The organism is candidate division KSB1 bacterium, assembly GCA_034506335.1.
Lineage (GTDB): Bacteria > Zhuqueibacterota > Zhuqueibacteria > JANLFK01 > Oleimicrobiaceae > Oleimicrobium.
In genome coordinates this window covers 1-20,204 of the sequence record JAPDPR010000060.1, presented here as the reverse complement: position 1 = coordinate 20,204, position 20,204 = coordinate 1, and the positions used below count along the sequence as shown (strand labels likewise).

16 protein-coding genes are annotated in these 20,204 nt (G+C 59.5%); all 16 read right to left on the bottom strand.

The annotated features are described in order from the left end of the window. A partial coding sequence (locus tag ONB25_13790; GenBank protein ID MDZ7393956.1) for a hypothetical protein occupies positions 1 to 476 on the bottom strand: 476 nt, incomplete at its 3' end. A 203-nt stretch (positions 477 to 679) separates the two neighbouring features. Beyond that, positions 680 to 1,453 carry a hypothetical protein gene (locus ONB25_13785; GenBank protein ID MDZ7393955.1) on the bottom strand — a complete coding sequence of 258 codons (774 nt, stop codon included), beginning with the start codon at positions 1,451 to 1,453 and terminating at the stop codon, positions 680 to 682. A 132-nt stretch (positions 1,454 to 1,585) separates the two neighbouring features. Beyond that, positions 1,586 to 1,915: a phasin family protein gene (locus ONB25_13780; GenBank protein ID MDZ7393954.1), complete on the bottom strand. Its 330-nt coding sequence runs from the start codon at positions 1,913 to 1,915 to the stop codon at positions 1,586 to 1,588. A gap of 50 nt (positions 1,916 to 1,965) precedes the next feature. Next, complete coding sequence (locus ONB25_13775) at positions 1,966 to 3,876, bottom strand: penicillin-binding protein activator (GenBank protein ID MDZ7393953.1); 1,911 nt, start codon at positions 3,874 to 3,876, stop codon at positions 1,966 to 1,968. A 22-nt stretch (positions 3,877 to 3,898) separates the two neighbouring features. Next, a complete protein-coding gene (gene glmS / locus ONB25_13770) occupies positions 3,899 to 5,731 on the bottom strand; it encodes a glutamine--fructose-6-phosphate transaminase (isomerizing) (protein ID MDZ7393952.1) in 1,833 nt (610 codons plus the stop codon). 42 nt (positions 5,732 to 5,773) lie between these two features. Then, positions 5,774 to 7,315 carry a glutamine-hydrolyzing GMP synthase gene (gene guaA, locus ONB25_13765; GenBank protein MDZ7393951.1) on the bottom strand — a complete coding sequence of 514 codons (1,542 nt, stop codon included), beginning with the start codon at positions 7,313 to 7,315 and terminating at the stop codon, positions 5,774 to 5,776. Continuing rightward, the gene (surE, locus tag ONB25_13760; protein ID MDZ7393950.1) at positions 7,305 to 8,135 is read right to left on the bottom strand and encodes a 5'/3'-nucleotidase SurE; all 831 of its coding nucleotides are present in this window, start codon (positions 8,133 to 8,135) and stop codon (positions 7,305 to 7,307) included. Before surE ends, guaA begins: the two co-directional genes overlap by 11 nt. An 8-nt stretch (positions 8,136 to 8,143) precedes the next feature. Further along, on the bottom strand, positions 8,144 to 8,998 hold the full coding sequence (gene accD, locus ONB25_13755) for an acetyl-CoA carboxylase, carboxyltransferase subunit beta (GenBank protein MDZ7393949.1): 855 nt from the start codon (positions 8,996 to 8,998) through the stop codon (positions 8,144 to 8,146). A 10-nt stretch (positions 8,999 to 9,008) separates the two neighbouring features. Further along, the gene (gene rimI, locus ONB25_13750) at positions 9,009 to 9,542 is read right to left on the bottom strand and encodes a ribosomal protein S18-alanine N-acetyltransferase (GenBank protein ID MDZ7393948.1); all 534 of its coding nucleotides are present in this window, start codon (positions 9,540 to 9,542) and stop codon (positions 9,009 to 9,011) included. Then, complete coding sequence (gene tsaB / locus ONB25_13745; GenBank protein MDZ7393947.1) at positions 9,542 to 10,246, bottom strand: tRNA (adenosine(37)-N6)-threonylcarbamoyltransferase complex dimerization subunit type 1 TsaB; 705 nt, start codon at positions 10,244 to 10,246, stop codon at positions 9,542 to 9,544. Before tsaB ends, rimI begins: the two co-directional genes overlap by 1 nt. After that, positions 10,247 to 10,747 carry a tRNA (adenosine(37)-N6)-threonylcarbamoyltransferase complex ATPase subunit type 1 TsaE gene (gene tsaE / locus ONB25_13740; protein ID MDZ7393946.1) on the bottom strand — a complete coding sequence of 167 codons (501 nt, stop codon included), beginning with the start codon at positions 10,745 to 10,747 and terminating at the stop codon, positions 10,247 to 10,249. A gap of 15 nt (positions 10,748 to 10,762) precedes the next feature. Then, complete coding sequence (locus ONB25_13735) at positions 10,763 to 12,331, bottom strand: PglZ domain-containing protein (GenBank protein MDZ7393945.1); 1,569 nt, start codon at positions 12,329 to 12,331, stop codon at positions 10,763 to 10,765. A 789-nt stretch (positions 12,332 to 13,120) separates the two neighbouring features. After that, positions 13,121 to 15,265: an adenylate/guanylate cyclase domain-containing protein gene (locus tag ONB25_13730; GenBank protein ID MDZ7393944.1), complete on the bottom strand. Its 2,145-nt coding sequence runs from the start codon at positions 15,263 to 15,265 to the stop codon at positions 13,121 to 13,123. A gap of 528 nt (positions 15,266 to 15,793) precedes the next feature. Next, positions 15,794 to 18,214, bottom strand: a complete 2,421-nt coding sequence (locus ONB25_13725; GenBank protein ID MDZ7393943.1) for a hypothetical protein — start codon at positions 18,212 to 18,214, stop codon at positions 15,794 to 15,796. A gap of 22 nt (positions 18,215 to 18,236) precedes the next feature. After that, positions 18,237 to 18,929, bottom strand: a complete 693-nt coding sequence (locus ONB25_13720; protein MDZ7393942.1) for a FecR family protein — start codon at positions 18,927 to 18,929, stop codon at positions 18,237 to 18,239. A gap of 39 nt (positions 18,930 to 18,968) precedes the next feature. Continuing rightward, positions 18,969 to 20,141, bottom strand: coding sequence for a hypothetical protein (locus ONB25_13715; GenBank protein ID MDZ7393941.1), 1,173 nt, complete (start codon positions 20,139 to 20,141; stop codon positions 18,969 to 18,971). Positions 20,142 to 20,204: the final 63 nt, after the last annotated feature.

Genomic DNA, 20,204 nt, shown 5'->3' with positions numbered 1-20,204 from the left:
CGCTGTTCTGCCTCGCTCGCTCTTATCGCGGCAGTGCGAAATTCATGCCTCAGCATGAGACGTACCACGAGGGGGACAAGCCCAAACAAGGCGATAACTGCCACGCCGCACAAGAGCAAGAACCGCTTTTGCATCCATGAAAAGAGTTCACTTCGTAGCTCGAGGACAGCCTGAGCCTCCTGCCTGGCGTAGTCGTCTTCGGGTGGGAGGACCTTTGCCGATGCCTCCTCCACTCCTTCGCCATGGGCTCCGGCTCCTTCGTCGCTTGGTCGCCTCTTCGTCCCACGCAGGAACCCGTTGCGCAGCACCACGGTGCGATCATCCGCGAGGACCATAAATCGGGACGAGCACGAGGAGCAAGAATAGTAGCGACTGTTGCGTATGAGACGCATCCACCATTTGCGCGAAATACGCCTGGCCGCGCGATGGGAACACACCGGACAAACCCTGCTGTGCGTCGTCTGCGTTTCTTCCATTGATTACGTAACCTACGCGGTTTCTTCTGTAGCCCTGGTCGTCGTGCGGAAGAGTCATGTCCTCACTACAAACAACACGACGCTCGCAAATTTACACGAATAATCCAATTAAGCAAGGGGAAAATGCCACCCGCTCAGGTCGCAAACAGAAAGGGCCGCCAAGATACTTGACGGCCCTCTAGCCGTTCTCTGTTAAGCGTGCATCAGAAAGAAATCGCGTAGCCCGCCAGAAGTTGAAGATCTGGCGCTCCGTCATCCAGGCCGATGCCCAAAGCGCCGCGCAACCGACCGTTGCCCAGTTTGTAGTCGGCGCCTCCGCTCAACAGCATGTAGTCGCCCTCGGTGCGCATCACCAGCTCGCCCACCACGTTGAGCACACTGCTCACGGGATAGATTACCCCGCCACCCAAATTGACGTAGCTCTCGTGGGAGGTCTTTTCTTGGACATTGCCGGTGTGCCAGTCGATCTCAAAGGTGGTGGTTTCGTAGAAGATCAGGCCAGCTGTACCGGTGATGACCATGCCATTCTTCAGGGCGTAGCGCAGAGCACCAAACCCGCCGAAGTTGAGGTTACCGTAGCCAACCTTGTCCGAACCGATGGGCAAAGTGACCATCGCCCCAACTGCAGCCTTCAGAGGGGACTTGTTCGCAACGCTGTAACGGCCGTAGAGCTCTAGGTCCGAGATCCCAGACTCTCCGTTGCCTCCATCCACAGACCAGCTTACGTAAGAGAGCCCCGCGTCTACCTCGATTTTGTCGTTGATCGGGTACCCACCCTGGGGACCAAGTTGTAGTATACTTGCCCCTTCATAATCCGAGTAGGCCAGACCGACCTGACCGTACGGTGCCTTGGCGATAGGCGAATCAAAGAAGTAGGATTGAAACAGCCGGACACCATCCGAACCAGTTTGGGCCAGCAGCGGCAGAGCCGCGACCAACAGCGCCAACCCCGCGACGAGCCACATTCCCTTTCTCATCGCCATCTCTCCTTCCCGTTTTGTTCGAAGCTTTCAGCACGCAATGACTGTAATGTACGGTAAAACTACCTGACGTGCAAGCGTTTTTTTTCCGGTTGGCCTAAACCAGAGGCAGCGCACTCTTCGGCTTGGTTACGCCTTCTTTATCGCCGCCAGCTCCTTGCGAAGCTCAGCGATCTCGCTGCGCATAGCCTGCACTTGGGCGCTCAATTCTTCGATGTCCTTTTGGAACTTTGGTTTCAGCCTTTCTGTGGCCTTGCTCACGGCCTCATCCACCCAGGTGCGCAGCTGCTTGGAGTGCTCCTCAACCTTTGCGGCGGTTTCCTTGATGAACTTGGCCTTTTCTTCTTCAGAGACCTCGCCGCGCTTGACCAGCTCGTCCACGAGCTCCTCAACCTTCTCTTTCGTCAGGCTGGCTGCCCCAATGCCTGCTAACACCAGCTTTTTCAATGTAACATCCATGTTCTTGCCCTCCTTGTGTGGTTAAACACCGCAGCCCCTCGCGGGGCCTTCTATTCCACCGGCACGATCAGACCATTGCTGAAGCGCAGCAGTACCGCCTCGTTGCACACCCTGGTACCATCCGCAAAGGAAATGCGGCCTTTCAGCCCTTGGAAGTCTTTCACACCCTGGAGCACGCGGACAAACTCTTCGCGGGTGACGCCGCCATCGGCAACCACTTTGCGTATGAGGCGGAAGGTGTCGTAGCCGAACACATCCATCTCGGTGGGAGTGGTACCCATGGCTACGCGGAAGGCATCGCGGAAGGCGGTGTACTCAGGGCTCCGCTCGTCGATGTGGTGGCCGCTGACGAAGATGGCACCCTCAACATGGTCGTGATTGGCGCGCAACTGCTCCAGGTCGTCCCAGTAGCCACCACCCAGGACCTGCGCTTTGATATTGTGGAGGGCAAACTGCGGCACCACGATCTGGATCTGGTCATTGTAGATGGGGAAAAACACAGCATCTATGCCCGTGGCAGAAAGTTCGTGGGACTCGAGCATCGACTTGCCCTCCGTGGAGCGGGTGCGCGAGGAGCTCAGCTCGCGTTGCCAGGCGGCGTCCAACTCGGCCTGCGAAGGTGCACGTCCAGATCTGCTCAGCTCCCGCTGCAACGCGAACTTGAGTCCCTGTTCTCTAATGCTTGCCAGCTGCCGACCCAGATCGGTCGCCCCTTCATAGTACCATTTTTGGGCCACAATCACCCCACCGAGTGCGTCGACGGTCTGCACAAAGCTGTCGGTGATCATCAGGCCGTAGCGGTCCCGTGGCGCCAGGGTGGCAAAGGTACGCAGGCCCAACTGTTGCACGGCATACCGCGCAAGCAATGCCCCCTGGCGGTCAAGATCGGCGTTGAGCTGAAAGATCCCCTGCCCCACCAGAGTGAGCCCGTTCTCTGTGCTGACCGGGATGAGCAGCGGCACGCGCCGCGTCGCCAGCGCCGTGCCCACAGCCACGCTGGCGCTGGCTTCCAATTCCCCCACCACGCATAGTATCGATGGGTCCAAGGCCAGCCGTTGTGCCGCCAACACCGCCTTGACGATGTCGCTCTCAGAGTCTTGGACCACCAGTTCCAGCGCCGGCCCTCCCGCCTGATCGGCGGAGCGAAGGCCATATTGCATCCCCCTCAACACCGCCCTGCCCTGCTCGCCGTAGTGGCCGCTGAGCGGCAGAATCACACCCACTTTGAGTCTCCCCGGCGCCTCAGACCTGGCGGCATCCAGGAGCGCCCGCACGCGGTTAGACTGCTGGCTCTTTGGGTAAAGCTCCACGAAACGCGTCAGCCGCCGTATGGCCTGCGCGCGCTGGCCGCTTTCCAACTCCCGCTCCGCCAATACGACCGTCAGCAGGGCACGTGAGCGCTCCCGCGCATAGTCCTGCTCCAGACGCCTGACCTCGTCAATCGACAAATGGGCAGTGGCCAGGGCCTCCAGCTGCCTGGCAGCATGCCCGCGCAGAGCCTCCTCCCGGCTACCGTCAACCACTGTCATGTATTCCCGCGCCGCCTCGAACGCGTTCCCCAGCGCGAACCAGTTCCAAGCCATGGTCACGTGCGCATCGTCAACGAAGGCACTCCAGGGGTAGCGCTCGATGAGCTCCTGCGCGTAGTGATTTGCCTCCCGATAGGCGCCAAGCTTCTGCAAGGTCTTGGCCTGCATCAGGTAGGCTGAGGTTACCCTTTGGGTGGGTGGCGTGGTCCCTAGAATCGCCGCAAAGCGAAGTCGGGCCTGCTCGTACTCACCATTTCGGTAGAGAATGAGCCCTTCACTAAAAGCCTTCTCCGCCTCCTCAGAGTACCGGATCTGTTGCCATGGAGCGTCCCCCTGCGGCTTTGCGGCATAGCTACCGCGGCCCGAAAGCACGATTAGCGCAGAAACCCCCGCGGTCCACCACCACTTGCAAATTGTTCTTTCGGCGTTCATTTACTTTATGCCACTCCTCGTGTTATTCGACCGTCACACTTTTGGCAAGGTTGCGGGGGCGATCAACATCACAGCCACGCAACACGGCAATGTGGTAGGCCAGCAGTTGCAGTGGAATGATGGTCACCACCGGCGAGAGGAACTCCAACGTGTGGGGCACGAAAATAACATGGTCTACAAGGGAGCCGATTTCTGTGTCCCCCTCGCTGGCGACGGCGATCACCCTCCCACCTCTAGCCTTAACCTCCTGAATATTGCTGACAATCTTGTCGTAAGTAGAGTCCTTTATCGCCAAGAAGACCACCGGCATATTCTCGTCAATCAGAGCAATCGGCCCATGCTTCATCTCTGCAGCCGGATAGCCCTCTGCGTGAATGTACGATATCTCCTTAAGCTTCAGCGCGCCCTCAAGCGCTACAGGAAAATTGTAGCCTCTGCCCAGGTACAAGAAGTTTCGGCAATTCTGGTACTGCCGCGCAATCTCCAGGATCATATCGCTGCTTTCCAACACCTTTGCCACTTTCTCAGGCAGCGCCTTGAGCTCTGCAACAATTTCCCGCCCTCTGGTGTTGGAGATACTTTTCATCCGCCCCAAGAGGAGCGTCATCAGGGCCAGCACGGTGACCTGGGAGGTAAAGGCCTTGGTTGAAGCCACGCCGATTTCCGGGCCGGCATGGAGGTACACCCCCGCGTCAGTCTCTCGCGCGATGCTCGAGCCCACCACGTTACAAATACCGTAGACCTTGGCCCTTTTGCGCTTGGCCTCGCGCACTGCAGCCAGCGTGTCGGCGGTCTCGCCCGATTGGCTGATCACGATTACCACCGTGTCCCGGTCGATGATGGGGTCGCGATAGCGAAACTCCGAGGCGTACTCCACTTCCACAGGCGTACGCACGAGGTCTTCGAACATGTACTCGCCGATGAGAGCCGCATGCCAGGAGGTGCCACAAGCGGTGATGAGAATGCGCCGGGCGTAGAGTAGCGAGTCGATATCGTGTTCAATCCCACCCAGTCGCGCCGTGCCCTCCTCCTCCAGGAGCCGCCCCCGCATCGAGTCCATGATGGTTTGCGGTTGCTCCATGATCTCCTTGAGCATGAAGTGGGGATAGCCGCCCTTCTCGATGCGCTCAAGGTCGATGGTCACCTCTTCCACCTTGCAGTCGACCACCGCGTCCGCCAGGGTCCGCGCCATCATCCCCTGTGGAGTCAACTCGACCACGTCACCGTCGTTTAGATAGATGACATTACGCGTATAGGGCACAATGGGCGTCAAATCGGAAGCCACAAAGAACTCTCCGTCACCCACGCCGATAATGAGCGGACTCCCGTGCCGGGCGGCCACCACTGTGTGTGGCTCGGTGGCCGACATTACTGCGAGGCCATACGTACCCTTGACCACCTTCAAAGCCGCGCGCACCGCCTCCTCCAGGCTGCAGCCATCCGCATAGAACGCCTCGATGAGGTGGGCAATGACCTCGGTGTCCGTGTCGCTGCGGAACATGTGGCCAGCCTTCTCCAACTCGGCCTTGAGTGGTGCATAGTTCTCGATGATTCCGTTGTGCACCACCGCTAAACGCCGGTGGCAGTCGGTGTGGGGGTGGGCGTTCGCCTCGTTTGGCACGCCGTGCGTCGCCCACCTGGTGTGGCCAATGCCCACAGACCCAGCAGGATGCCTGCGCCCGATGCGGTGTTCCAACTCTGAGACCTTTCCGGCGTGCTTGACAAACCACAGGCTGCCCTGGTCCAACACTGCCACACCGGCAGAATCATAGCCCCGATACTCCAGGCGCTTGAGTCCGTCAAGCAGGATCGGCACCGCCTGACGCTGGCCCACGTAGCCAACTATCCCGCACATGCGAGCCCCCTGTCTCCTTCTGTACCAAGCCGGTCCACAGGTTCATTCCCACTCGATTGTGCTGGGGGGTTTGGAGCTTATGTCATACACCACCCGGTTCACCCCCTTGACGGAGTTGATGATGCGATTAGCGACGGCGGCAAGCAGTTCATGAGGCAAGCGGGCCCAATCGGCTGTCATTCCGTCCTCGCTGGTGACCGCTCGCAATGCGACCACCGACTCGTACGTCCGCTCGTCGCCCATGACTCCTACGGTGCGCACGGGTAGGAGCACGGCGAAGGCCTGCCACACTTTGTCATACCATCCGCTCTCATGCAGTGCGTCGATGAAAATGCGGTCCGCCTGCTGAAGGATGGCCACGCGCTCTGGCGTCACTTCGCCGGGGATGCGCACCGCAAGGCCAGGCCCGGGAAACGGGTGCCGCCAGAGCAAACGAGCAGGGAGACCAAGCTGACGCCCTACCTCTCGCACTTCGTCTTTGAAGAGCTCTCGCAACGGTTCCACCAGCTTCAGTCCCATTCGCTCCGGCAATCCGCCCACATTGTGGTGGGTCTTAATGGTGGCCGAAGGCCCACGCGTGGAGGTACTTTCGATGACGTCCGGATAGAGCGTGCCCTGCACCAAGAATTCTACCCCCTTTACTCGCCGAGCTTCTTCCTCAAACACACTGATGAATTCGGCGCCGATGATGCGGCGCTTTTGCTCAGGGTCGGTCACCCCCCGGAGCTTGTCCAGAAAGCGCTGCGAGGCATCGACAAAACGGAACTCAAATGGGAAGCCCTCGCTGAAGGTGGCGCACACTTCCTGCGCCTCATTTTGGCGCAACAACCCGGTGTCCACGAACACGCAAGTCAACTGTCTTCCAATAGCCTTAGCAGTGAGCACAGCCGCCACTGAGGAATCCACCCCGCCGCTCAGCGCACAGATGGCCCGGTGGTTGCCAATTTGCTCGCGAATGTTTTGCACCGCCTGCTCGATGAAGCTCCCTGGCGACCACCCTCCTACGCAGCCACACACCCGGTAGAGGAAGTTGGCCAGCATCTGCGTGCCGTTGGGGGTGTGCACCACCTCCGGATGAAACTGGAGCCCATAGATTTTGGCCTTACTGTTCCTCACCGCTGCCACTGGCGCATCCTCGGTGTGGCCCAACACCTCGAAGCCCTGTGGCAGTTGTACTACTCGATCGCCATGGCTCATCCACACGCGCTGGCGTGGTTCCATCCCTGCAAAGAGCTCATCCTCCACCGTCACGTACAGCTCGGCGTGCCCGTACTCTCGCGTGTCGGCGCGCGCCACCCGCCCACCCAACATCTGCGCGGTCACCTGCAGGCCGTAGCAAATACCCAAAATGGGAATACCCAGCGAAAAGAGTTGGGGGTCAGGGCGCGGCGCCCCAGGCTCGAACACCGACGCGGGTCCACCGGAGAAGACTAAGCCACGGGGGGCCACCCTACGCACTTGCTCCCCATTCACGTCGTAGCCAACGATGCGCGAGTAGACTCCTGCCTCCCTGATCCGGCGCGCAATCAGCTGCGTGTACTGAGAGCCAAAGTCCAGTACCAACACCAACTCTTCACTCGCCATGCGGCCGCCCGCTCCAAGTGATGTTCCAGCGCTTCAGCTCTTCGATGAAAGCATAGTTGGTCAGATCGTAATGGATGGGCGTCACCGAGATCTTGTTCTGCTGAATGGCGCCATCGTCTACGGACTCGTCGCGTTCCAGATCGATCTTGGTGCCGGTGAGCCAGTAGTAGGCACGGCCTCGTGGGTCGCGCCGCATCTGGTATTGCTCCCGGTACACCGCCTGCCCCTGGCTGGTGATGACCACACCTCTGATTTGTTCCGCGGGCACGGCCGGCACATTGACATTCAAGTATACGCCCTTGGGCAGCCCCTTCTTGAGCACCAGACGGGCCAAGGAGCGCGCGAACCGCGCTGCCGGCCCATAGTCGGGATTCTCATAGGTGGTCAACGAGATCGCAAATGATGGGACGCCGAGAATCGCCCCCTCAGTAGCAGCGGAAACCGTACCCGAGTAGATCGCGTTGATGCCGGTGTTCGACCCCAAGTTGATGCCTGAAACCACCAGCGAGGGCTTTTGCTGGTCCTTCAGCAGAGCCCAAAAGGCAATCTTGACACAATCAGCAGGGGTGCCTGCTACTGCATAGCCAAAGACTTTTCCGTTCTTTTCGTAGGGCCACACCCGGAGCGGTTCGGAGATGGTGATCGCATGCCCCACCGCACTCCGCTCGCCGTCTGGTGCCACCACAATCACCTCGCCAACCCGCCGCAGCTCCTCGTAGAGGGCATAGAGCCCAGGCGAGGCGATCCCGTCATCGTTCGTCAGCAAGATGCGGACCTTCCGGGCCTGGACCCCAGGACCTTTTTCGGTCGCCTTTTCCATCCCTCGCCTCACGCCTTCGCCGCCTGGTACCCAAAGAACTCCAGAATGGTTGTCAGCTTCGCCTTCATCTCCCGTCGGTCAACGATGGCGTCGATGAAGCCGTGTTGCTGCAGGAACTCGGAGCGTTGGAAGCCCTCCGGCAGGTCCTGTTTGATGGTCTGCTTGATGACCCGCGGGCCCGCAAAGCCGATGAGGGCCCCAGGCTCCGCCAGGTTCAGGTCCCCAAGCATGGCGTAGCTGGCCGTCACGCCACCAGTCGTGGGGTTGGTCAGGATGGAGATACATGGAACCCGCGCCTCATCCAGTAGCGCCAGGCGCCCCGCAGTCTTGGCCATCTGCATCAGAGAAAGGGCCGCCTCTTGCATCCTCGCTCCCCCGGAGGAGGAGACGATGATCAGCGGCAGTCGCTCGGCCAGCGCCCGATCGGCCGCGCGCGCTACTTTTTCTCCTACCACCGATCCCATGCTCCCCCCGATAAACGAAAAATCCATCACACACAGGATCACCTTGACTCCGGAAATGGTGCCAGCGAAGGTACGTATCGCTTCCGGCAGTCCTGTGCTTTTCATCGCCTCCTTGATCCGATCCCGGTAGCGCTTGCTATCCTTGAACCCCAGCGGGTCCACCGACAGAAGCGAGGCGTTGAACTCCTCAGCCGAGCCATCGTCCAGAAGAATGCGCACATACTCCCGGCTGCCAATGCGAAAGTGGAAACCACATTTCATACAGACGTGGGCATTGTTTGCCAGTTCCTTGCGGTAGAGGATTTCTCCGCACTGTTCGCACTTCACCCACAGGCCGTTGGGGAGGTCCCGCTTCGCCTGAGGGATCAGTCCCCTCTTTGTCCGCTTGAACCAATCCATGACCGCTCCATCAAGTTCCGATATTCGCGCTCATTAGCAGGGCATCTTCGCCATTGTCCTGATAGTAGCCGCGCCGGATACCGACACGACGGAAACCCATACTCTGGTAAAGAGTGATCGCCGCCTGGTTGGACACCCGCACCTCCAGGTGCGCCACTGTGCAGCCTCGCGTTCGGGCATAGCTGAGCACTGTCTGCAGAAGCTGACGGGCAACACCCAGGCGACGGAAGTCAGGCGCCACAGCGATGTTGCCGATGTGAATTTCGGGCGGTACCAGCCAGTTTACCGCGTAGCCTGCAATCTGCTCATTGATCGTGGCTACAATGCTCAGCACCACCTCTCTGTCTGCAAGGCAAGAAACAAAGCTTTGCGCCGACCACGGTGAGGAGAAGCAGAGCCCTTCAATGCGCGCCACTTCTGGTACGTCCGCCATTTCCATGTGGCGCACCACCATCACCCTCCCGTCCTGCGTCCTCGCCTCAACCGGAAAGAAGCTCGCGGCGACCGACACAGGGTTTTTGTCGCCTTGGAGGCTGTGTGCCATCAGGTTCTCTTCTCCAGGAAAGCGACTGGTTTGGGTTTGGCGGCCACGAATTCTTGGAAATAGGCCGGCTCCAAAGTCGCAGGGTCATCACTGTGGCCAGCCATGAGCATGCGGTGTCCTAGCACGGCTACTGTGGCCGCACTCGGCACCCCGCGCAAACTGTCGTCCACGTGCACCCGTTCCCTCAAGCGGAGGAGGACCGCAGGTTCGAGCGTGGAGCAGCCAGGACCGAGGAGAACAGCACCCCTGGGCACGGCTTCGTGGAGAAAGGCCTCCTCAACCAATTCTGGGGCACCTTGTGCCTTGATTCCTCCTCGGTATCGCCGGAACCGCCCCAGGTAAAAGAACTTTGGTTTGGCTGGGATGATCGAGCACACGGACTTTGCCGTAGGGGAGGCCTGCTCAGCTAACGCCTCCAGGGTGGAAACCCCGACCAGCTTGAGCTCAAGAGCGAGGACCAAACCCTTCGCGGCAGCCAGGCCGATTCTTAACCCGGTGAAGGACCCCGGCCCAATCGACACCGCCACTGCCTGCAGCTTCTCTGGCTTCACACAGCATTGCGCGAGAAGGGCGCGCATCATGCCGTGCAGTCGCTCATTGTGCAGGTTCGGGCCCACCAAGCGCGACTCAGCAATCAGCCCGCCGTCATCCGTCAGGGCGACCCCACACACGGAAGTAGCCGTCTCGATTCCCAGAACCAGCATCTACTCTTTCCTACCCGGCGAGGGACTGGCTCCTGAGTCAACTCGCCTGATGACAATGCGCCGGCAAGTCGGTTCAGCGACACCACAAGTAGCAATCGTCACCTCCACGCGCTCTTCCGGCAGCAGATGGAGCGCCCTCTCGGCCCATTCTACCAAACAAACCCCTTCCCCGTAGAAGTACTCCTCCAGTCCCAGTTCCGCCAGCTCTTCCTGGCCACGAATTCGATAGAAATCAAAATGGTACACCGGCAATCGTCCTCGGTACTCATTGATGAGGACAAAGGAGGGGCTGCATACGAAACGCTTCACGCCCAGTCCCTCGCAGACCCCCTGGATGAATTTTGTCTTTCCCGCTCCAAGTTCGCCGAACAGCGCCACGACGTCCCCAGCTCCCAGAAGCGCACCCAGTTCGGCGCCGAGAGCAACAGTCTCTTCTTCGCTCTGAGAAACGCGCTCAAGAGGAAGAACGAGGCCTTGCCGCGCACCGCACCCTTCTGCCATCGATGCTACCTTGTTCTACCGTGGCTCCAGCCGCACCACAGGCAAGATCATCTCCTCCATGGACGCTCCGCCGTGTTGGAGGCTGTCGCGGTAGTAGCTGAGATAGTGATGGTAGTTCGTGGGGTAGACGAAGTAGAAATCCTCCTTCGCAATCAGGTAGTCAGTGTTAAGGCCGCGCGGCGGCAGTTTGAAAGAAACGGGAGCACGCACGATAATGGCGTGCTTGGGGTCGGCCTTCAGACTCTTGCCGAACTTGTACCGCAGGTTGGTGGAGGTCTCACGGTCGCCAATAACCTTGGTGCCCCGCGTCACCCGAATGCTGCCGTGGTCTGAGGTCAACACCACTGTGGCGCCGGCCGCCGCAAGCTCCTGCAGCGTGCGAAACAGATGTGAATGCTCGAACCACGACCTGGTCAGGGAGCGGTAAGCCGCCTCGTCCACCGTGATCTCCTTCAGCACTTCCGAATCGCTGCGGGTGTGAGCCAGAATATCCACAAAGTTCACCACGATGGACACCAGCGGGAGCGCGCCCAGGCTCCTTGCGTTCCGCTCCACATTGCGTGCCTCCTCCAGGTCAAGCACCTTGATGTACTTTGCCTCCGTGCGCAGCCGCACCCCGAGCCGCTGCAACTGGAGGTCGAGCAGCTGCCGTTCATTTCGATTCTGGCTTTGTTCGTCATCCTGCCCCTTCTGCCAGAAATCCGGGTAGATAGTGGCCAGCTCGCTGGGGAACAAGCCGCTGAAGATGGCGTTGCGTGCGTACGGTGTGGCCGTGGGGAGAATCGAGTAGTAATAGTTCGTGGCAACGGAGAAGTAGGGGTAGAGCATCGGCTCGATGGTCAACCACTGGTCCAGGCGGAGGTTATCGATGATTATGAACACTGTGTTGCGCCCCACCTTGAGCAAGGGGGCAAGAAAACCCCGCACAACATCGACCGATAGCGGGGGACGCCCTTGGTCCTCCAGCCAGCGAGGGTAGTGAGCTTCGATGAAACGGCCGAATTCGATGTTGCAGGCACGCCGCTGGTCTGCAAGGGTCTGCCGCAAACCCAGGTCCGGATGCTGGTCCAGTTCCACCTCCCATTGACAGAGGCGAACATGGAGGTCGATCCACTCCTCCCAGCTCGGAGAAGCTGCCAGCATGGAGGCGATCTGAGCAAACTCTGCCGCATAGTCGCGGGAAAGACGCGCGCTCTCTATCCTCCGCGCCTCCAGAAACTTCTTGCAGATAAGCAGGATCTGGCTGGGATTGACCGGCTTGGTGAGATAATCGCTGATCTTGGCGCCGATGGCCTCCTCCATCAGCGACTCCTCTTCACTCTTGGTGACCATAATTACCGGCAACGAAGGCCTGAGCTCTTTCATGCGCGAAAGAGCAGAAAGGCCATCCATGCCGTTCAGCATCTCGTCCAACAGCACCAGGTCAAAGTCTTGCCGCCTGATCAGTTCGATGCCATCTTCGGCGTTGGCCACTGCGGTAACGGCAAAGCCCTTGCTTTCCAGGAAAATAATGTGGGGACGGAGCAATTCAATCTCGTCGTCCACCCACAGAATCCTGCCCTTCTTTTCGCCTCCTGCAGTCACGTGACCTCTTGCAAAGGTTTCCTCCCGCGCTTGCTTATAAACTTAAGGATTATTCCGCAGCAAATCAATACTTTTTTGCCTTGCATTGTGCACCGCGCTCGTGACGCAGGTCTTCGACTGGGTGGACGCGTGAGGCCTGCCGCCCGCAAAAGTGGCGCCACCGCGTGCAATCAGATCCCGGTTAGCCACCCGCGTGGTCGCGAAGCCCAGCCCCAATCCTGCCGTCCCCCCTAACGGGGTGATGCTACCCGACTCCACCACGAAATCGAGAAGCGTCAAGACAGCTCGCAGTGCGGCGGATTGAGTCCTTTTACTTTTGACAACTGGCGCAAACTGTGCAAACCGTTGACTCATACCAAGGGGAGCCGCTCCCAAGTGGATCATCTCTTCCGCTCCGGTTCTTGGATGCCGGCGCAGAAGGGCAACGTGGCACTTCACGCAATAAGCGAGGCAGGGGGCACGCTCGGCCTCGAAAAAACATCCCCGTGGGACACCCGTGAGGCCCAGTAACAGCATTCTCCCGCAGGCTCAGTACCTCCAGTCCAGCCGTGATCACGCGCCAGCTTTCCCTGGGTGCGCTCTTGCCGCGGAATGGAACCGCATGGAGCCCACAGGGGCAGGTAGTTCCCTCCCCACATTCGCCAAACTCTGCGCCTCAGACCACCGATTGTCCCTGCCAAGGGAGGGTCCTTGCCGGGCAATGGTCTCTGGCTTCCCCGATAAAACCTCGCGCACTCATCCCCTCGGAGTTAGGCGCCCGACGACCGAGTGAGAGAAAGCCGTCAGAGCTCACTTCTCCCTAAAATCATGAACAAAGTCCCAGTCCTCGCCCGGCGGGTTCTGGATGCAGTCTAAGCAGCGCTTAGTATAGAGCCGCGAGGGGCCGTCTGAGGGAAAGTAGCGGAGCACGCGTCTGAATTCTTTCAGCGCCTGGTACCATTGTCGTTGGCGATAGGCCTCAAGCCCCCGTGTATACGCGTCGATGATAAGGTCCTGCTCGATCCACGGCACGCTGTCCATGCCCCGCAGCTCGTAGATGCGCACTGGTTTTCGCTTGCCCACTACGCGCACCACGTCCAGCTCGCGCACAATTGCCTTTGACCCTACCTGCCGATAGGTGCTTTCGCCGATGATGATGGTCGTCTGGTAGAACTTGTTCGCTCCCTCCAGGCGCGAGGCAAGGTTTACCTCGTCGCCAATCACCGTGTAGTCAAAGAGCTGCGCCGACCCCAGGTTCCCCACAATCATCTGGCCGGTGTTGATGCCCACACCCATTTGGAAGTACTCGCAACGAGCGTCAGACCATTGCTTCTGCAGGGCGCGCAGTTCCTTCACCATGTCCACGGCGGTGCGACAGGCCCGTTCCGCGTGGTCGGCGAAGTAGTAGGGAGCGCCGAACAAAGCCATGATCTGGTCACCCACGAATTTGTCCAGCGTGCCAGCGTAGCGGAAGATCACGTTTACCATGCGGGTGAAGTATTCCGAGAGATTGTGAACAATTTCCTCGGGTTGGTGGTGCTCCACGTAGCGGGTGAAGCCGCGAATATCAGAGAAGAGTACGGTGAGCACCTTCCGTTCGCCCCCGAACTTGGGCAGCTCCCCACTTTCAAGCATTTTGTCGACGATGCTTCGCGCCACGTAGTGCTGGAAGGTCTGGCGGTAGAAGCGCTTTGCGCGACGTTCCACGGTGGCCAAGTGCACGGTGTTAGCGATGTAGCTCACGGCCAGGGCGAGAATGGGCATCACCAGAGGGACAATGAGCCGGGCGCTCACGAACAGATAGAGGCCAGCCGCAGAGACCAAACCTCCTAGCAGCGTCATCACCACCAGGCCGAGCGTAGGTTTCAAAAGACGCGCTATAGCCGCGGCACCCAGGGACAAACAGAGAAGGAGCACCATCTCCACGTAGTGCGGCAAGGTCCGCAAGTAGTCGCCTCGCAACATGGTGTCGATGGCATTGGCGTGCATCTCCACCCCGGGCATCTTCTGCCGTCTGCCGGCGAATTCAAAGAACGGTGTGGGCTTATTGTCCCCTAACTCCTCGGCAGAAGCTCCCATCAGCACGATCTTGCCTTGAAACGGGCTTTCCCCAAAGTCTAATCCCACCTGACCATGAGCTCCTCTGCGTTTGAAGAGCTCCATGTAGTCCACGTCCGCATCGCCCAGGAGCTGGAATTCTGCATCATCCAACACATCGGCCAGAGAGTACGTGGGGAAGGTACCTGCCGGTCCTCGGAAGTTGATGAGCATGGTCTGAAACTCGTGTTTCCTGACCCGCCTGTTGCCAATGCGCAATTCGTCAGCCCCGCTGACATCGATCTCATGCGGGGCCACACCTTGCAGCATGCTCACCGCTTGCACGCCGAGCGAGTACCAGACCTTCTTCTGCGCGGGGAGAAAAAGCAGGTAACGCCGCAGGAACCCATCCGGATCGTGATCATAGTTGACGATACCCGTGCGTGCGGCCGCGGCATAGAGGGCTTCGAAGGGCTTCATCACGTAGGAAGAGACAACGCCTTGGGGCCCTGTGTCAAAAACCACTTTTGCAGGCACCACCACGTTGCCGGCTTCCCGCACCGCCTGCACAAGAGCAGCGTCCTCCTCCGGACGGCTCGTCGACGGTTCGCTGAATTCTATGTCAAGCACAATGAGGCGCGCACCTGCCGCCTTCAGGTTCCGGATTGCGCGGGCGAAGTAAGAGCGAGGATAGGGCCACTTGCCGGGGATAGTGGCAAAGGCCTCGTCGTCCACGGCCACGATGGCTACAAGCGTGTCGGGAAAAACAAGCGGCCCCCTCAGGGCAAACCGTGCATCCACCGTGCGCAACTCAAGCTGCACAAGGACCGGGATCCGTCCAAACAGCAGCACCAATAGCGTCGCACCTACCGCCAGCAGCGCTGAGACAAACCACTGATTCCTCAGCAGCCCCTTCATCCCAACCCCGCGCGATTCGATTCAAGCAAAGCTCCGCCCTCAGGAACGGGTTCGTGGGCCCTGCGACCATACACAGATGCGTAGGCTCGACAAAACGGACAAATACGTCCCTCTATGAGGAGCACGACCCGGAACGCAAAACCGTCCTGTCGCTGTCGAGCTTTGCGACACAACGCGCAGCGAACACAAAAGGATGCCAACAGCTGTCGCCAGCGGCTCACCTTCCTCTGCTCAACGTGCTCCTGGTCGCCCAAGTTCCTCCCTCCTCCGGACATGAGTGTAGGCCACCGGGTGTTACGCGCAAGCTACGGCATCGGTCTTATCCACCTCGCCCCTGTTTGCGAAGGTCACCTCCAACCTCTTGCCCCGCCTCTCTGAACGACAAACGGCAGGGGGACCCGACCCTCACTGCCGTCCAAAAGGTCGCTCATCGACTTGCTCAGATGGCCACGCACCGGTTGCGTTCGCCTGTCCCCCATTTACGTGCGCTTGCTTAACACCCTCTCCTGACGATTGACGCAAAGAAGGCTAAAAGCGTTTTTCCACACGCACACGGGCCCAAAGGTCGTCGTATGACGGACGCGCCGAGCCATCCGCATTGAACCCCCGGTCAATAAAGTTGATGTAGGACAAGTCGGCGTACATGAACCAGGATGATAGGGGCCGAAACACTGCCCCGAGCAGGTAGCTGTTCTTGTTGTATTTGATCGTACCGTCGCTGCCCACAAGCCCGTGTGCCGCAATGCGACGGATTCCGGCGTGAACGGTGAGCGCCTCGCCCAGGAGCTTGTACTCCGCGCCCAAATCGAGCATCTTGAAACTGAACTGGTTGGAACCGCCCAGCGCCCGGTTTTCATTCCACGCATAGTTCACGGTGGTGACCAGGGGCACGGCGAACCTGGTGCGGAGCGAGAGCATGCGTAAGGCAGTGTTGAGCTCGCCGGCGGTGCTCCCGATGGCCTGGCTGCTGGAAAGGCGGTCGCTGCGGTTCGAACTGATCCAATTGAAGCTCAGGGTATGCTGGAGATCAAAGAGGGCAAAATCATGCGCCAGCTGCACCATGTAGTCGCTGGTCAGGCTGTTTTCGCCTGTGGCGAACGTGTCCACCGGGGTGGTGTAGAGGGAATCGACTCCGTTGTCGCGCAGTCGACGTCGGTAGTCCACCGTCAGGCGCGGCAAGCCCCTGCCGGGAAAGAACGACAGCCCCAGATTCGTTGTCGTCAGGTCAAGCGCCGGCTGACCATCGTCCTGCGAAAAGTTATCCTGGTAATGCTCCAACCCGACGGTGCAGAACAACTGATTGCGGAAAAGGCGCACCCGATCCGAGGCATACCAGCCGCGGATGTCCCGGCGCAAGAAGGTATTGCCCAGGGAGTAGAACTCCGAACCGATGGACTTATAACCCACCCGAATCAGGTTGCCGAAGTAGTTGAGGCGGAGCGTCACGGTGTAGGCCAGGGAACTGAGGTGGCGCGGATCAAGTGGCGTGGTGCTGTCGTTGATGATGAGCAGCTTCTCCAACTGCTTGGGGTCAATGGGGATTTCTGTGTCAAAGACCGAGTCAATCTTGGCCTTGGAAAAGGCACCGGTGCTGGTGTTCATCGTGGTCATGCTCAAGGCGGCCGCAGCTTGCAGTTCGATGCGGCGACGATCCAGCGCCACAAACAAGTCCGGACCCACCACCACGTTGTCCCGCGGTGAGGGGCCCCAGAGAATGGACGAGGTATCGTCCTTCACCTTGAGGAAATTGAGCGCCAACAGGAAGCGATTTGGCTTGCCGATACTTGGACGGACTCCGTAGAGCATCTGCCGGTAGGTACCAAAGCGCCGGATGCCAAGCGAGTCTCCCAGACCTTCCACAGCGCGGTAGGTCTCCCCGTAGACAAGATCCAGATTAATCACCCCAGTGTGCAGGTACCCATAGAGGCCGCGGACGCGCTTCCCCCAAAGCACCAAGTCATTGAACCTAGGATTGACATCGCCCAAATGCACGCCTATCCATGGCAGCTCTAGGCGCGCGCTGTAGCGATTCCGCGGCTGCGCATCACTGCGCTCTCGCGAGGTAGTAAACACGTTCGCACCGTAACGGAGAGCGCCGTATTGGCCAGCTAACGTTCCCCCTACTTGATAGGTCTCCTCGGCTATGTTAGTCACGTCTTCATAGCGTGCGTCTGCATAGACCCGCCCAGTGAAGTTGCTTTCCCTAGTGCCCTTTGCGCCAGCAACCACCACAAAGTTCACGCTGGCTGGTCGGAGGGGTTTCCCCGCGCGATCCCTCGCAGTCAGCTCCGCCGTGTGTCGACCCGGGGATAAGCGCTTTGGAACCAGGGTGACCACTGCGGCGCTCACCTCAGCGTTCCTAGTTACGTCCTTGCCATCCACCATCAACCGATATGTCGCCGAGTCAATCTCTGCCGGGTCACCCTTGAGCGAAAAGGCTACCACCACCTCCTGTTCCCCGAGCCTTGAGTCTGGCTCCGGGCTCAGCACCATGAGCTCCAGACTCGAATAGCCCCTACCTGGTTTCGCCTTCTCCTGGGGAGGACGCTCCGTGATCACCACCTCCAGAGGCTCGTAGTACGGGTTGTAGTCAGGATAGGTAAGAACAAGCTCGGTCCCCACCACCACCGTGACAAAATACTGTAGGCGCGGCGCCACTACTTCGGCTGCGGGGATTAGCCCAACCCACTGGTCCACATCCTCCCGCATCTCCACATAACGATACCCTTGCTCCTCCGGCCTCCGGAAGTAGACACGGGCCTCCACTACCCGCTCCGTGGTGCCCTCAAGCTTGACGGCAATCTCGATGGCCTCCTGAGCAAACGCACTCGTCACCGGCAAGTGAATAAGGCGCGCTTGCGCGTCCACCTGTGCGCGCGCTGGTGCCTGCAAAGCAGAGACCCAGGTGAACGCGAAAAGAACCAACAGAGCGACGACGAACTTTCTCATAGGTGAGAGCCCTCCTCGGCCCTTAGCGCGGATTGTACCGGATGAGCAAGAATCGTTTCTGGCCGCTCTCATCCCTAAACTCGATCCGCAGCTGCCCCTCTTCGCCAGTAACGGTGAGATCCTCTCCACCCCAGTCGGGGACATTGCCAGACTCGGAGGTATCCGGCGGGGCATCAGAGTGCATGATGCCGGTGTAGCCCTTCTCCACCAGAATAGACCCCAGGCTGTTGATCAGCTCAATGACCCCCTCCAGGACGATGGCTGTGGTGGAGCCATCCTCCGCCACCAGCAGGTAGAACTCCGTCCCCTTGACCGCAGCCACCCCTGAGGGGGTTTCAAGGCGATACCCTCCGCCGCCCTTACTGATCTTAGCCCACAACTCGCCGGCGTCGACCTTCAGCCGCTTGCTCACTATGCCCTTCTCCCGCTCGCCCCCAAGGGCGATCTCCGAATCGCCACGAAGCTTGAGCAGGCTTTTGTCATCGGTAAAGATGAGGGTCGCCAAAGAGTTTTCACCGGTGCGTATCCTGTCCCCCGAACTCAGACGGGTGCCGCGGGTGCCCGGTTTCCAGCGACGGTCTAGTGCCGAGCCTACCTCCACCTTGCCTGCAGCCTTGAGGAGGATGGCCATATCCCTCGCGCCATCGGCGAGCGCCAGAGCTGCCCCCACTAGCGCCAGACCGCACACCGTGCAGGCTATGACCTTACTGCGCATTGTACACCTCATCCACTTGGTTTTGAACACCTGGTCGTTCTACCTGTCCACCACCTCAAAGGTCGCCGCAGTGCCGGCGTGCAGCAGCTGGGCAACAATCCTGGCAAGTTCGCCCACCCCGATAACCCTTCCCTGAGCGTCCTCGACGAACCCGGTGAACGTACACCCATGGAGCGATCCGCCTGGGCCAAACAGCGCATCTACTGCTTCATCGCCTAGCAGCAGACGGAGCTGAGCAACGAGCTGCACGTGTTCAGGAGAAGTGCCGCCTGAACTGAGGTTGGCCACCTTGAACCCCCAAATCTCACTCTCCACCTGGGCGGTCGTACCAGAGGTGGGCACAAATCCGGTGAGGCGCCAAAAGTAGGTCCGCCCTTCCACCAATGGCCACACGCCGCTCTCTGGGTACTGAAAGAAGGTAGAAGGCACTACCAAGGTATCTGGACTGGATGCCGGCGGAGGTGCTCCTGGTCCACGATAGACGCGGATGTACCTGCTGAGGCGAACTTGGTCCTGCAGAACTTGCTCGGGACTGGCGTCAATAGGCACGTGCACATCCACCGGCTTTTCAGCCACCACCAGGTGAAAAAGCTCGATATCCGATTCCCAAAGGAAAACTGGCCAAGTCGTGTACACCAACGGCAGATCTTCACCTTCTACACGCGCCCCTGGGGAAAGAAGATCAAGTGTGGAGGGATTGGTAACGTCCAAGCTCAGAACTGCGTCATCGAGCGGGGCTGAAGAAACGGCGTCGTAGACTTCGATGATGAGACTGTATATGTCGGGGCGCAACTTGCCGTGGGCAAAGAGATAGTTCTGCAACTCCGTAGCGAGGTCGCGGTTCCAATCATAATCGACAAAGGAGTACCTCCCCCCTTCTCGCACCAGGGCAGTGTTATCCACTCGGTGTGTCTCCCCGGCTTCCAGAAGGAAGGGAGCCGTCTGCCCCCAGGCCAGAGGGCCAAACTGGCCACTTTCTATGCGCGCTCGTAGGTAGACCTGCTGCGGCGTGGGCCAGGTGTTGCGCAGCTCCACCCAGAAGATTGGCATCCCACCACTGGCCCTGGTCAGGTCTAGGTCGGCCAAATACACGGTGCGAATATCGGCTACCAGTCCGGCGTTCACCGACACGCCTTGTGCATTGACCTGGGTACTCCAGAGTGCGATGGTCACCAGCAAACCAAGGAGTGCTGCATTTCTCACTCTCATCATCTATTCCTCCTGCACCATTTCTCTCGAGCACCCGCAAAGCGGATGCCACGCATCCAGGCAACG